This is a genomic window from Natrinema longum, from assembly GCF_017352095.1.
GTDB lineage: Archaea > Halobacteriota > Halobacteria > Halobacteriales > Natrialbaceae > Natrinema > Natrinema longum.
Window position 1 is genome coordinate 32,914 of record NZ_CP071463.1, and the last position, 14,407, is coordinate 47,320.

Annotated in this window: 11 protein-coding genes; 7 read left to right on the forward strand and 4 right to left on the reverse strand. The window is 64.9% G+C overall.

Features of this window, described 5'->3' with window-relative positions; translation table 11 throughout:
* Positions 1 to 277 precede the first annotated feature (277 nt).
* Entirely contained in the window at positions 278 to 1,957 is a 1,680-nt protein-coding gene (locus J0X27_RS00160; protein ID WP_207270498.1) for a S8 family serine peptidase, read from the forward strand.
* A gap of 265 nt (positions 1,958 to 2,222) precedes the next feature.
* A complete protein-coding gene (locus J0X27_RS00165) occupies positions 2,223 to 3,839 on the forward strand; it encodes a S8 family serine peptidase (protein ID WP_207270499.1) in 1,617 nt (538 codons plus the stop codon).
* Positions 3,840 to 3,934: 95 nt separating this feature from the next.
* On the opposite strand, the gene J0X27_RS00170 is transcribed toward J0X27_RS00165, so the two are convergent.
* Positions 3,935 to 5,416, reverse strand: a complete 1,482-nt coding sequence (locus J0X27_RS00170; protein WP_207270500.1) for an aldehyde dehydrogenase family protein — start codon at positions 5,414 to 5,416, stop codon at positions 3,935 to 3,937.
* Positions 5,417 to 5,803: 387 nt separating this feature from the next.
* Here J0X27_RS00170 and gcvT point away from each other — a divergent pair, with 387 nt between their 5' ends.
* On the forward strand, positions 5,804 to 6,904 hold the full coding sequence (gene gcvT, locus J0X27_RS00175; RefSeq protein ID WP_207270501.1) for a glycine cleavage system aminomethyltransferase GcvT: 1,101 nt from the start codon (positions 5,804 to 5,806) through the stop codon (positions 6,902 to 6,904).
* Complete coding sequence (gene gcvH, locus J0X27_RS00180) at positions 6,901 to 7,284, forward strand: glycine cleavage system protein GcvH (RefSeq protein WP_207270502.1); 384 nt, start codon at positions 6,901 to 6,903, stop codon at positions 7,282 to 7,284. The genes gcvT and gcvH overlap by 4 nt, the downstream gene beginning before the upstream one ends.
* Before the next feature lie 156 nt (positions 7,285 to 7,440).
* On the opposite strand, the gene J0X27_RS00185 is transcribed toward gcvH, so the two are convergent.
* Positions 7,441 to 8,151, reverse strand: a complete 711-nt coding sequence (locus tag J0X27_RS00185; protein WP_207270503.1) for a helix-turn-helix domain-containing protein — start codon at positions 8,149 to 8,151, stop codon at positions 7,441 to 7,443.
* A 154-nt stretch (positions 8,152 to 8,305) separates the two neighbouring features.
* Here J0X27_RS00185 and J0X27_RS00190 point away from each other — a divergent pair, with 154 nt between their 5' ends.
* On the forward strand, positions 8,306 to 8,950 hold the full coding sequence (locus tag J0X27_RS00190; RefSeq protein WP_207270504.1) for a metal-dependent hydrolase: 645 nt from the start codon (positions 8,306 to 8,308) through the stop codon (positions 8,948 to 8,950).
* Between the two features lie 40 nt (positions 8,951 to 8,990).
* Here the strand turns inward: J0X27_RS00190 and J0X27_RS00195 are convergent, their stop codons facing one another.
* Positions 8,991 to 9,740 carry a competence/damage-inducible protein A gene (locus J0X27_RS00195; protein ID WP_207270505.1) on the reverse strand — a complete coding sequence of 250 codons (750 nt, stop codon included), beginning with the start codon at positions 9,738 to 9,740 and terminating at the stop codon, positions 8,991 to 8,993.
* A gap of 353 nt (positions 9,741 to 10,093) precedes the next feature.
* On the opposite strand from J0X27_RS00195, the gene J0X27_RS00200 reads away from it, so the two are divergent.
* On the forward strand, positions 10,094 to 11,440 hold the full coding sequence (locus tag J0X27_RS00200; RefSeq protein WP_207270506.1) for a hemolysin family protein: 1,347 nt from the start codon (positions 10,094 to 10,096) through the stop codon (positions 11,438 to 11,440).
* A 270-nt stretch (positions 11,441 to 11,710) separates the two neighbouring features.
* Positions 11,711 to 12,625: a hypothetical protein gene (locus J0X27_RS00205; protein WP_207270507.1), complete on the forward strand. Its 915-nt coding sequence runs from the start codon at positions 11,711 to 11,713 to the stop codon at positions 12,623 to 12,625.
* Between the two features lie 93 nt (positions 12,626 to 12,718).
* Here J0X27_RS00205 and J0X27_RS00210 read toward each other — a convergent pair whose 3' ends face one another.
* Positions 12,719 to 14,233, reverse strand: a complete 1,515-nt coding sequence (locus J0X27_RS00210) for a glutamate-cysteine ligase family protein (protein ID WP_207270508.1) — start codon at positions 14,231 to 14,233, stop codon at positions 12,719 to 12,721.
* Positions 14,234 to 14,407 lie beyond the last annotated feature (174 nt).

Below are 14,407 nucleotides of genomic sequence, written 5' to 3' on the forward strand. Positions count from 1 at the left end.
GCCAGCGTCGTCGCTATTCTTGCCGGCTCGACCGGAGTCCCGATCGAAATCGGTTCGATACCGGTGAGCGGAGCGAAAATACACGTTACAGAAGCCAGAATAAACAGCTATTTGGTTTATTATCTACTAAAACTGCGGACCGAAGATCGCATCCCGGTAGTATCTAATAGCAATAGCGCCTCTCTCGACATATCATACCATAACTAACTATATTGAACTAAACAATACTATGTTTAAAAATTCTTTAATACAAGTGTGTAATTCTTTCATTTGCATCATGCCTGAGGACAACAACTCGTACGTGAATCGACGGTCGCTCCTCGAAGCAGTCGGCGCGTTCGGTGCGCTTGTCGGTCTCGGCGGCGTTACGTCCGCAACGCCGGGACGCGAACCAGGGCCAAAAAAGGACGAACTGATCGTCGGTGTCGACTCCGACGTTTCGGACATCGAAGCGGCAGTCGGGCCGAAACTCCCGAGCAACGCGAATATCGTACACACGAACGAAACGCTCGGCTACGTGTCGGTAGCGATGGCCGACGAAGCTCCCATACAGGCCAAGGAAAACGTCAAGCGAAACCTCATGGACGTCAACGAGGTCCAGTACACGGAGGACAACGTCACCTACCAGGCACTCGATGCCGAGCCTCTCGAGTCGGGAACCGACGACGAGACGGCGGACGCACAAGGTGGTTCGTCGCCGCTGTACACCCCGAACGATCCGCGCTTCGGGAGCCAGTACGCGCCACAGCAGGTCAACTGTAAAGAAGCCTGGGAGGAGACCCTCGGCGATCCGGACGTGACGATCTCGATCGTCGATCAGGGAATACAGTACGATCATCCGAATCTCGCGGAGAACATGGACGACAGCGTCTCGAACAACGGCGATGACTTCGTCGACGCCGACGGCGATCCGTATCCGGTAGACGCGAGCGAAAACCACGGTACGCACGTCGGCGGGATCGCCGCCGGCGGCACCGACAACGGGACCGGTCACGCCGGTGTTTCGAACTGTTCGCTCCTCTCGGCCCGCGCGCTCGGGTCCGGTGGTGGTGGGTCGCTCTCGGACATCGCCGACGCGGTCCAGTGGTCGGCCGATCAGGGTGCAGATATCATCAATATGTCCCTCGGCGGCGGCGGTGAGACGGACCTGATGCGACAGGCCTGTGAGTACGCGAACTCGCAGGGTTCGTTGCTCGTCGCGGCCGCCGGCAACGATTACGGCAGCCCAGTCTCGTATCCGGCCGCCTACGACACCGTTTTGGCCGTCTCCTCGCTCGACGAGGGCGAGACGTTGTCGGACTTCTCGAACGTCGGTCCGAAAATCGAACTGGCCGCACCCGGTGGCGACGTCCTCTCGACGATTCCCTTCGACGACTACGATACCTTCGGCGGTACCTCGATGGCGTCGCCGGTCGTCGCCGGCGTCGCCGGACTGACGCTGTCGGCCTGGCCGGATCTCTCGAACGAGGAGTTGCGGACGCACCTCAACGAGACGGCCGTCGACATCGGTCTGGACGATACCGAACAAGGAAACGGTCGTGTCGACGCTGGGAACGCCGTCACCACCGAGCCCGGCACGACCCCCGATCCGGACCCGGACCCGGATCCCGAACCCGGCGAATGCGGCGACGAAGTGAACACGGCCAGCGGAGAGGGCCAACTCAGCGGCGGCTGGTGGGGCAATCCAAGCGACACCTACACGTATACACTCAAGACGGCGAACCCCTGTAGCGCCACCGTCACCCTCGAGGGGCCGGGGACTGCGGACTTCGATCTCTACCTGACCCTCGACGGACGAACGCCGACGCAGCGGGACTACGATGAACGGTCGGCCGGCGGCGATTCGACCGAATCGATCGACGTGGATCTCAGCGGCGACGAGGAGTTCGGTATCCTCGTCAGGCGATACAGCGGCAGCGGTTCCTACACGGTGAGCGTCGAAGAGCGAGGCCGATAGAACCCGTCACCTCGGACTCGCCGACCACAGCCACCGCTCGAGGTCACTGACAGGAGCAGTTCGGTAACTCGTCGTATCGTTTCGGGAAACCCAAAGCCCGTTTCTCGGGTTTCGATCGGTTGTGATAACTGATCGGCTTCATATGCTCACGCACTATTCGCGAATTGTGTTTTGTTCTATCACCATAGTCCCGATTATTTCTCAAATAAATCACTCATAGTTCGATAAGAGTTTACTAATTTCAGGTATTGATGACTGTCGTCCCATGACACAGAAGCGTCCACCGGACGGCGACGCCGATCGCACACACGACCGCCGATCGATCCTGACTGGTGTCGGGTCGATCGCTATCGGCGGCTTGATCGGTGCGTCCGGTGTCACGAGTGCAACGCCCGACCGTGATCCGGGACCGAAAAACGACGAGATCGTCCTCGGCATCTCGCCCTCGGCCTCGGATGTAGCCGGTGAAGCACGCGCCGCCGCTCCCGGGAACGCAGACGTGGTTCATACGAACGAAACGATTCGCTACGCAGTCGTTTCGTTCCCATCGGACGCGCCCGATCGAGCCCGCGACGAGTTTCTCGACGCGGTCACTGACTCGCCCGCCGTCGAGTACGCGGAACCCAACGTCACGGTCCAGACGCTTTTCGAGCCCGACGATCCCTACTACGACTCTCAGCACGCCCCCCAGCAGGTCAACTGCGAGTCGGCCTGGGAGACCACGCGCGGGAGCCGGGACGTCGTCATCGCCGTGGTCGATCAGGGAATCCAGTACGACCACCCCGCACTCGAGCGCGTCGTCGACGATCGGATCGGTGCGGACTTCGTCGACGACGACGGCGACCCGTACCCGACCGGCGGCGAGGATCACGGAACCCACGTCGGCGGGATCGCCGCCGGCGGCACGGACGACGGGATCGGCCACGCGGGTATCAGCGACTGTTCGCTCCTGTCGGTTCGCGCACTGAACGAAAACGGGGTCGGCTCGCTTTCGGACATCGCCGATGGGATTCAGTGGTCCGCCGACGCCGGTGCCGACATCATCACCCTCTCGCTGGGCGTCGACGGCTCCTACGAGACGCTGTCCGCAGCCTGTGAGTACGCGGCCGATCAGGGCGCGCTCCTCGTCGGTGCGGCCGGCAACGAGGGGAACGATCGCGTCTTCTCGCCCGCGAACGAGGACACCGTCGTCGCCGTCTCCGCACTCGAGGCCGACGACTCGCTCGCCTCGTTTTCCAACACCGGATCGGCGATCGAACTCGCCGCACCGGGCAATCGGCTCGTCTCGAGCGTCACCGGCGACGACTACAGCCGAATGTCGGGGACGTCGATGGCGACGCCGGTGGTCGCGGGTGTCGCCGGGCTCGCCCTGTCTGCCCATCCGGACCTCTCGCGGGCGGAACTCCGCGAGCACCTTCGGGCGACCGCCGTCGATCTCGGCCTCCGCGATACCCAACAGGGGTACGGCCGCGTCGATGCGGCTGCAGCGGTCGAGACCGATCCGTTCCCCGACGAGACCGACCCCGACGAGGACGACCCTGGGGAGTGTGGCGACGAGACGATCACCGCGAGCGCGAGCGGCTCCCTCGATGGCAGCGGCTGGTGGGGCGAGAGCGACCGCTACAGCTACTCGTTGAACGCCGCCGACCCATGTTCGGCGACGATCACGCTCGAGGGGCCTGACGACACCGACTTCGATCTCTACGTGACCACGGACGGCAGCAAACCCACCAGGTGGGATCACGACGCGTCGTCCGCGGACGCGGGCACGAGCGAATCGATCACGGTCTCGCTCGAGGGCGACGAGGAGATCCGGCTCCAGATACACGCGGTCAGCGGGAGCGGCGAGTACAGGCTCCGACTCGAGGAACGGGGTCGATAACGACGTCGGTTCGATATCCCCGTCGAACCGATACCGAATCCGATGCGACGATAGTCCGAGCGAGAGATCTATATCTCCGACGGACTCGAGGACGATTACTCGAAGACGAAGTAATCGCGTTCCTCGCCCTGGACGGAGATCCACTTTGGCTCGGTGAGTTCCTGTACGATCCACTCGCCGTGGTAGCGGCCGAGCCCGGACTGCTTGACGCCGCCGAAGGGCGCGTTGTGGTCCTCGTTGATCGGCTGGTCGTTGATGTGGACCATTCCGGCCTCGACCCGATCGGCGAGGTCGCGGGCACGCTCGGCGTCCTCGCAAAAGACCGACGCCGAGAGGCCGTACTCGGTGTCGTTGGCCAGTTCGATCGCCTCCTCGTCGTCCGAGAACGGGATCACGGGCGCGACGGGGCCGAAGTGTTCGTTACACGCCGTCGGCATGTCGTTGGTACAGTCCGAGAGGACCGTCGGTTCGACGAACAGGTCGTCGGCCTCGCCGCCGGTCTCGAGGGTCGCGCCCGCCTCGAGCGAGCCCTCGATGAAGTCGACCAGGTCGTCGCGCTGGGTTTCGTTCTGGACCGGGCCGAACGTCACGTCGTCGTTTTCGGAGGGGTCGCCGATCACGAGCGACTCGGCGTGGTCGACGAGCAAGTCGACGTACTCGTCGTAGCGGTCTTCGTGGACCAGATGCCGGTTGATCGAGATACAGACCTGGCCCTGGTGGAAGAAGGAGCCGAACGCGCCGGCGCGGGCGGCCTTCTCGAGGTCGGCGTCGTCGGTGACGATGAACGGCGCGTTACCGCCGAGTTCGAGGGCCGGCAGCGCGAGGTTCTTGCCGGCCTGCTCGGCGACGCCCTTGCCGACGGCCGTCGAGCCCGTAAAGGAGACAACCCGTGGGGTCGGGTGCCCGGCCATTCGGTCGCCGATCTCCGAGCCACGACCGGTGACGACGTTGATGACGCCGTCGGGGACGCCCGCGGCCTCACAGAGCTTCGCGACGAGGAGTCCGCCCGTGATCGGGGTGTCCGTCGCGGGCTTCAGGACGACCGTGTTGCCCAGCGCGATCGCCGGGGCGACCGCACGGAGGGTGAGATGCAGCGGGAAGTTCCACGGCGAGATGACGCCGACGACGCCGACCGGCTCGTAGACGATGTGGTTGTCCTTGTCCTCGATCGACGGCGACGGCCGGACCTCCTCCTCGGGGGCCTCGAGTTCGAGTGCCATCTCCACGTCGCCGGTCGCGGTCGCGAACTCGCCCATCGCGCGATAGCCCGGCGTCCCGGCTTCGGTCGCGAGCAAGCCGGCGATCGCCTCGAAATTGTCGTTGAGTTCCGCGAGCAGGTTCTCGACGATCTCGTTGCGCTCCGCACGTGGGGTCTCCGCCCACGCCGGCTGTGCGGCCTCGGCGGCCTCGTAGGCCGCGTCGACGTCGGCCTCCGTGGCCGCCGGGACCTCCGTAAACACTTCCTGTTTCGCCGGGTTCTCTACCGGGATCGTGTCGCCGCTCGAGGCATCACGCCACTCGCCGTCGATGTAAATCCCGTTCCAGTCCGCCTGCGGCTCGAGTGCTGGGCCAGTCATCGTACGACGCAGGTACGGGAGGTTCGATGAAATGTTTTTGTCAACCGGAGACGGTCAGGTTACAAGTTCGTAACCGCGATTATTTATGTGTCGAGCAGTGGCGGGTCGATCGCGCGCGGTTCGCCTCGAGAGCCCTCGTTTCCGTGGTCCGCCTCGGGAGAGGGATCGAGAAGCGCTCTCGTGTCCGTTCACATGGTCTACGGGACCGTTAGTCTCGTACCAGTCGCACAGTTCGTGGAACCGTCGGTTCGCGCGATTCGTTTTCCGAGGCACTCGTTGTCTCGTTCGTTCACCGCGGTCCAGCGCGCTTCCTCCACGCCAGTTACGAGGGACGCGGGTCGCTGGCCGACGAAAAGACATTACTACGCTGCGGCTGATAGCTCGAGTATGCCGCTTCAGACGCCGCCGTTACGTGGGATACACGACGAGCGCGGGGCGAAGTTCACGGAGTTTGGCGGCTGGGACATGCCGGTCGAGTTCGATTCGATCCAGACCGAGCACGCCGCTGTCCGGGAGGACGTCGGGGTCTTCGACGTCTCGCATATGGGCCAGATCCACGTCACCGGACCGGACGCGACGGCGTTGATGCAACGCCTGACGTCGAACGACGTCTCGCGGCTCGCGGTCGGCGACTCCCAGTACGCCGCGATCACCGACGAGGACGGGATCATCGTCGACGACACCGTCGTCTATCGGCTCCCCGACGAGAGCGACGATCCGACCTACCTGTTCGTTCCCAACGCCGGCACCGACGAGGCGACCCACGAACGGTGGCTCAGCTACCGCAACGAGTGGGAGCTCGAGGCGACCGTCGACAACCGGACCGACGAGTACGCGATGTTCGCCGTCCAGGGACCGAACGCGGCTGACCGCCTCGAGCGCGTCACCGACGAATCGGTGGCCGATCTCGCCCGGTTCGAGGCGCGGTACGCGACGATCGACGGCGTCGACTGCTGGACGGCCCGGACGGGCTACACCGGCGAGGACGGCTTCGAACTGATCGTCCCCTGGGCGGCAGCCGAGGAGACCTGGACCGCGTTCGACTGCCAGCCCTGCGGGCTCGGGGCCCGCGATACGCTCCGGATCGAGGCCGGATTGTTGCTCGCCGGGCAGGACTTCGACGCGGAGTCGAACCCGCGGACGCCCTACGAGGCCGGGATCGGCTTTACCGTCGCACTCGAGACGGAGTTCGTCGGTCGGGACGCGCTCGCGGCGATCGAGGAGGCAGGCGTCGACGAGCGACTCGTCGGCTTCCAGTTGATCGATCGCGGCGTCCCCCGACACGGCTACGACATCACGAACGCCGAGAGCCGGGTCATCGGCACCGTCACCAGCGGGACGATGAGTCCGACCGTCGAGAAACCGATCGGTCTGGGCTACGTGCCCGTGGCGTACGCGGAGCCGGGGACCACGCTGCAGGTCGTCGTCCGCGGCCAATCGAAGAAAGCACGAGTCGAAACCACACCCTTCATCGAGACAGTACAATGAGCTTCGACGTTCCAGACGAGAGACGGTATCTAGAATCACACGAGTGGGCACTCGAGACAGACGGCGTCGTCCGCGTGGGCATCTCCGATTTCGCACAGGACGAACTCGGCGACGTGGTCTTCGTCGAACTCCCCGACGAGGGCGACGTCCTCGAGGGGGGAACGGAGTTCGGCGTCGTCGAATCGATCAAGGCCGTTTCCGACCTCTACGCGCCCGTCGGCGGCGAGGTCGTCGCGATCAACGAGGCGCTGTTCGACGCCCCCGAACTCGTCAACGAGGACCCCTTCGGCGAGGGCTGGATGCTCGAGATCGACGCCGACGATCCCGACGAACTCGAGGCCCTGCTGACCGCCGACGAGTACGAAGACCAGATCGCCTGACTCGCGGCCCATACGAACGCCTCTCCGTCAGTGACGGCACAACGAAAGGCGGTTCGCGAGTGCGCCGGCAAGTCGACTGATTGCGGAGGGAAGTGCGGGCGTACAACGGCAGGACACCGTGTGGGAGTACGTACCGTTGGGCCACCGGACGAGACGCTACTCGAGACTGACGAGGTACTCGAGCATCTCGTCGAGGGGTGCGTTCGTCACGGCCAGCGAGTAGCCGTCGATCCGCGCCAGATCGGCAGCGTGGTCCCAGAGGTCGCCCTCGTCGATACCGTGGAGGATAACGGCGTTGGGCGTCGGGTTGACGACCCGAAGCGCCACGAGCGGCGACTCCCCGCGCGTCACGCCCGTAAACACGAGGACGCGGTTCGTGCTCTGCCCGTAGAGCCGGAAGAACTCCTCGCTCGAGAGGCGCGTGATCGCTTTGATGCTGTCGATAACGGTGTGCCCGCTGACGCTGTCGGTACTGCTCGAGGCGATTTCGGTCGCCTCGAGGTCGTCGTAGAGCCTCTCGAGGGGAAGGGACGTAGCGTACTCGCGGAGATCGTAGACGACATCGCTCTCGAAGCCCGCCGAGAGGACGCGACCGTACTGTCGGATGCGCTCGCCGCCGCGGCGTTCGTCGATCGCGAGCAACCCCTCGACGAGTCGGCCGACGACGCCGATGCCGGGACTCTCGCGGCGGCCGCTCTCGTAGTCGGAGATGACCGACGACGAGACCTCGAGTTCGGCCGCGAGGTCGGTCTGTGAGACGTTGAAGTCGGTGCGCCACTTGCGCAGGGTCGCACCGGGATCGTCGCTCAACGTGATCTCACCGGCGATCTTCTCCGCGAGTTCTCGTTTCGGTCCGCGTCCGCCCATATCCGTCGGTCGAGCGGTCGGTCCAAGTAGCTACCGAAGACGAAGTGGTCGTCTCGAGGCGGAACGAACGTCGACGACCGGCGTCTACTCGGGTCGTCCGTCGCGGTGTCGAATGCCCCAACAGTCAAGCCCCCGCGGTTCGAGTCGGTGGGATGTGCCATCGACCGTCGTCCACGTCGCGTTCGCAGGACTGATCGGGGTCGCCTTGCTCGGCGACGAGTTCGACACGCGGGCGATCGCGATCGTGATGGCGTGTAGCGCCGTGCTGGATCTCGACACGTTGGTCGGCATCGTGGTGCCGGGCACCCACCGCGCGGCCTTTCACAACCTCTGGATCGTCCTCGTCCCCGCCGCCGCCCTGCTGTGGGACGGTGCGATCCGCGATCGATCGATCGTCCGGGACCGGTGGGGCGAGTACGGCCACCGCATCGCGTGGGCCAGTTTGGCCGGACTGCTCTTCGCACACGTGCTGTTCGACGCGTTCTTCAACGGCGTCAACCTCTTCTGGCCGGTCCACGACCGGTTTTACGACCTGTCCGGATCGCTCCTCGTGACCGACCAGCGCGGGCTCGTCCAGACGTTCGTCGAACTCGATGCCGGAACCGTAGCCGAGTCGACGGCCCGCGGGACCACCGAAAACACCCACTACAGGACCGGGTTCGATCCCACTCGAGACGAATCGGCGACCGCCGTCGAACGGATCTTCCCCATCGCGGCGACCGGCGAACGGTTCGTCCTCGCCGTCGCCGGCTTCGCGACGGTTCTCGTGCGGATCGTCGAAGACCGACGGGGAGACTGACGTCGGCCCGAGACAGGGTCGATCGGGTTCCCCGCGACCGCTACTCGCTTGCGGACGGTGGCGCGGTCGTCTCCACGCGCTCGCGGAGCCACGCGATCGCCGCCTCGACCGTCTCCGGGTCGGTACTCGAGACGCGGATCCGCCCGGGCCGGTTCTCGCTTCGCGGATAACTCCCGACCGAAACGTCGAACCGGTCGGTGACGCCCTCGAGTACGTCGTGCAGCGATCCCTCGGGTGCCGGCGTGTACAGCGTGTCCGCGGTCGAATCGCCCTGAAACTCGTCGGCCACCGCGTCGAACATCGCCCGCATCTCGTCGGGGATGCCGGCGAAGACGTAGACGTTCTCGACGACGCAGCCGGGTGCCCACCCCTCGTCGACGACGATGGGCGTCGCACCCTCCGGGATCGAGGCCGCGGCATCGATATCGAGATGGAGCTCGTACTCCTCGACTAGGTCGGGGTTTTCCTCCCGGAACGCCGCCGCCTTCTCGATCAACCCCGCTCGAATCTCGCCGTGGACGACGAACTCGCGCTCGAGGCCGTCGGCGACCGCCTCGACGGTCACGTCGTCGGGGGTCCCGCCGATCCCGCCAGTGACGATCACGGCGTCGAACTCGTCGCTCCACCGGGCGACGGAGTCGGCGATGAGTTCGCGGTCGTCGGGAATCGTCAGGATTCGCTGTACTGTGCTGCCCCGCTCGGTGATCCGCTCGGCCAGCCACGACGCGTTGGTATTGGTCGTCGACCCCGCGAGAATCTCGTCGCCGACGGTGACGATCGCGACGTTCATAACCGGTATTCGAGTTCCGGGCAGTTATCCGCTCCGGCATCCGGTCGGCAGTCGATGCGGAAAACAGCGCTCGAGCGCTCGCCGAGACGGCTGTGCGCACTCGGCGGTCCGGGGAACCGTCGGTTGCCGTCCGTCATCGATCGCCAGCGCCACGGTTTTGTAAGCCGTGTGCCAACTGCACGTATGGTCGTTGACACGGGCGACGGGAGTATCGCTGTCGCCCCGTCGCCAAGCGATGCGTGCCGTTCCGCCGATTCGAACCCGATGGACGATCGAATCGGCCGTAGAACACGGAGCGAGTCCGCCCGTATATCGCCGGTCTCGAACCGCTCACAGCCGTCACGGAGGGAACGATGGTAGCGGCGGATCTCGCCTTCTCGTTCGGGCGACTCCTCTTTGCCTTCTTCCTGGTCTTCCTGAACGGCTTTTTCGTCGCCGCAGAGTTCGCGTACGTCCGCATCCGGCCGACGCAGATCCAGACCCTGGTCGACGAGGGCCGGTCGTCGGCGAAACTCGTCCAGGAGGCCGAGGAGAACCTGGACGACTACCTCGCGACGACCCAGCTGGGGATCACGATCGCCTCGCTGGGGCTGGGGTGGGTCGGTGAACCCGCCATCGCTTCGCTTCTCGAGCCCGTGTTAGGGCCGATGCTCCCCGCGGGAACGCTTCATCTCGTGTCGATCGCGATCGGATTCAGCATCATCACCTTCCTACACGTCGTCTTCGGGGAGCTCGCGCCCAAGACCCTCGCCATCGCCGACGCCGAACGGATCGCGTTGCTCGTCGCCGCGCCGATGAAGTTCTTCTACTACATCTTCATCCCCGGGATTATCGTGTTCAACGGCACGGCGAACTTCTTCACCCGACTCATCGGCGTCGCGCCGGCCTCCGAGCGCGACGAGAGTCACAGCGAGGAAGAGATCCTGCGGATCGTTTCCCAGTCGGGCCGACAGGGTGCCGTCGAGATGGCGGAAGTCGAGATGATCGAATCGATCTTCGACCTCAGCGACACGGTCGCTCGAGAGGTGATGATCCCCCGCCCTGACGTCGTTACCGTCCGCGCCGGGATGCCACTCTCGGAGCTCCGGGGCGTGGCGGCCAGCGGGACCTACACCCGGTTCCCCGTGGTCGACGAGGAGGCTGACCAGCCCGTCGTCGGATTCGTTCACGCGAAAGACGTGCTGCAGGCCATCGAGACCGCGGACGGCGGCGACGAACCGACCGCTCACGATCTCGCTCGAGACATCATCATCGTCCCCGAGACTCGACGGATCGACGAGGTTCTCGGGGAATTCCGTCGGCAGAACGTCCAGATGGCCGTCGTCATCGACGAGTGGGGTGCCTTCGAGGGCATCCTCACCATCGAGGACGTCATCGAGGAAGTCGTCGGAGAGATCCAAGACGAGTTCGACGTCGCCGAAATGGAGCCCTCGGTCGACGAACTCCCCGACGGCCGCTACGCCATGGACGGCGGGGTCTCCCTGGCGGACGTCAACGAACTCCTCGGTACGGCGTTCGAAGGCGATGCGTTCGACACCATCGGCGGCCTCGTGTTGAGTCGCCTCGGCCGCGCACCGGAAATCGGCGACGCGATCGAAGCCGACGGCTACGAGGTGACCGTCGAGGACGTGGAGGGGACGCGGATCTCGAGCGTGATCGTGAGCGAGGTCGTCCCGGAGGCCGAGGAGTCGACCGATTGAGACGGTCTCCTGTCCGTCAGGGCCGGTGGGACTGGGACCGCCTGCGGTCCCACCGAGAAATCGGGACAGCAAACCGTATGAGACGCCGCGCGGGAACGCGACGCGGTTCGTGCTGTAATCGACGGGCTCTCCGCCGGATGTCATGTCGTGGGGCATTCCGTCTCGAGCCGATGGTCCGCCGTTGCGGACGGTCCCTCACAGATCCATGACTGTAATCAGATATAACATATCTGCGACATCTTTATGCTGTGAGATATGCTTCCTCCGGCTATGGAACGACGGACTTTCATCGGCGTCTCGGGAGTCGGACTCGGACTTGCAGGCTGTCTCAACGCGGGTCTCGACGGATCGGACGCCGCGAACGGGGCCGGAAACGAACCGGGCGAGACCACGGACGATTCGTTCGGCGACACGAATTCGTCCGGTGGCACCGGAACCGGGACGGAGACCGACGACGATTCCGCTGTGGGGAGCGACGCCGAGAGCGAAGGTTCGGAGCGAACCGTCTCGTTTCCCTCCTGTTCCCGGGCAGAGATCACGGGCTCGTTCGAAGCCGACGATGTCGCCTTCGCGAGTACGGGGTTCTACGACGATGGCCTGTACGGAAACACCGTGGTCGAGGACGGGTTCGTCTTCGGCGAGGACGTCGACGCACCGTTCTCGGGCACGGTGGTGTTCGAGATCGGCGACGACTCCGCCGTCCACGAGAGCGACGACGAAATCACCGTCGAGATCCCGGCGTACGGCAGCGACGGCACCGTTATTTCGTCTCTCACGACCGACGAGATGGCGTATCGGACGGGAGGATCGACACACGGCAATCCGAACGCGCGTGAGTGTCTGCGCGAGATCGAGCCGGACGACGGCGAGACCGACGAGGGCGCGACGTTCGAACTGGTGAGCCTCGAGACGAACACCCCCATCGATTCCGGCGAGTTCCTCGAGGTGAGCGTCACAGTCGAGAACACCGGCGATGCCGCCGGCAGGCAGGACCTCGAGTTGATCGTCGGCCACAGCGCGGACCGAGTCGACCGGCACGCGGTGAGCCTCGACGGCGGGGAGCGGACGGTACTCACGACGGGGTACGAAACGCCACACGTCGACAGCGATCAGGAGTTTCCCGTCCGCATCGAATCGGCGGACGATTCGGCCGAGCGATCCGTGCTCGTCTACGGCGCGGACTGAGAGGTCCCCTGTCCCGAGTGACTGACAGCGGTTCCGTCTGAGAACGCACCTGACGGTCCGTCCGCGGGCGTTCGATTCAGGGGTGCGTTCCTCTCACGACCACTGCGCGACCGGCACGCCGCTCGTCGACCGGTCGACGTACTCGGTTTGCATCTCGAAGACGGCCTCCTCGAAGTCCAGCCCTGCCTCGAGGCGGTCGCGGACACGATCTAGCTTCCACTGGCTCGGCGTCACCCGATCGGTCCATCGCCCCTCGAGCGGTGCGAGATAGTCCTCGATCGTGTCCGCGGGAACGCCCTGCTCGCGGAGGCCGCGCCGAGCGAACCCGAACAGTTCGTCGTAGATCACGGCCGAGTCAGTCGTTCGGTCGCCGTCGACGGTAACCCACGCGAGGTCGGCGTCGAGTCCGTTTTCGACGGCGTCGTAGAAGCTCCGTTCGGCGGCGTCTCGATCGAGGGTCGCGAGCGGATGATCGACCGCACACAGGCCGTGGACGAGTCCGGCGACCAGACACTGGAGGCCGACGTTTTCGACGATCGTGGGCTGGGTGGGAAGCGGGCGATATTCGATGCGAATGGACCACCGATCGCCCTGCTCGACCGGCTGACCGCCGACGACGGTGCGGAGCCACCGCCAATACGTTCCTCGCTTGTGATTGAGCTCCCAGAACAGGTCCGGAAACGTCTCGCGGCCGCCGTCCCCGACCCACTCCCGGAGGAACGGGGCACACGTCGGATCGGCGCGGAGTCGGTCGATCGTCGCTGCCGTTCGCCGTATTTTCTCGGGAAATCGGACCTTCTCCCATGCCCCGTTGATCGACTGCTCGAACACCGGAATCCGGAGTTCGTGAGACGTCTCCTCGAGCAAGCGACCGGGATCGTCGATGTCGTACAGATCCGGCGGTAACAGCGGCGAGTTCGTCGCCAACGCGAGGACCGGGCCGAGCGTCCCCACGGCGGTGTTGTAATACCGTGGGAACTCCTCGACGTCGGGTATCTGGACGTGTGGCTGGATCGAACTCGTCAGTGACTCGAAGAGGATCGACGGGAACTGACGCTCGACGCCCGGCACCGAGAGGGTGACCGATCCCCCGGTTCGTGCCAGTACGTCGTTGTCGATCGCACAATATCGCGGCGACGGCGTCATGTTCTCGGCGATCGACATCCCCTCGCTCTCGTCGACGGCCGCCAGATACGCGTGGCTCCCGTTCGACGGCGGAATCGTCCACATCGCATCCAGAACGATCGCTCTCCCCGCCCGGTCGGCCGCCTGCTGTGCGTTCCGGTAGTCCCGCCGGAGCGCCGCCGCCCCCGCAGCGATGCCGTCCCCGTCGAACGCCGTCGGCTCGGTGTTGAACTCGACGTTGTGTACCCCGAGTTCCTTGTCACAGTGGCCGTCGAAGACGTCCTCGGGCACGCGAGCGAGCCGTCCGTCCGAATCGACCGCGTAGGCCTCGAGTTCGATTCCGAGGCCGAAACTCGGGTTGTCGAGTCGCCCCGCCTGAAGGGCCTCGATGAGACGATCGGCCTGCTCGTCGACGCGGCGGTCGAACTCGCGTCGCGTGGCGTCCTCGAGCGATCGCGTGACGAGGTCGATGAACTCCGCCATTACCGAACGAAGCAGTTCCAGTCGCTTAGAGCTACGGTTCCGAGCGTGATACTCGGAACCGAATTGGATCGCGAGTCACCCCGTTCGACGCACTCCACCTCGGCGAATCGACCGGTGGGACTACCGTCTCGAGCGACGACACGGACGAGAATACGACACCTCGCCTCGACCTGA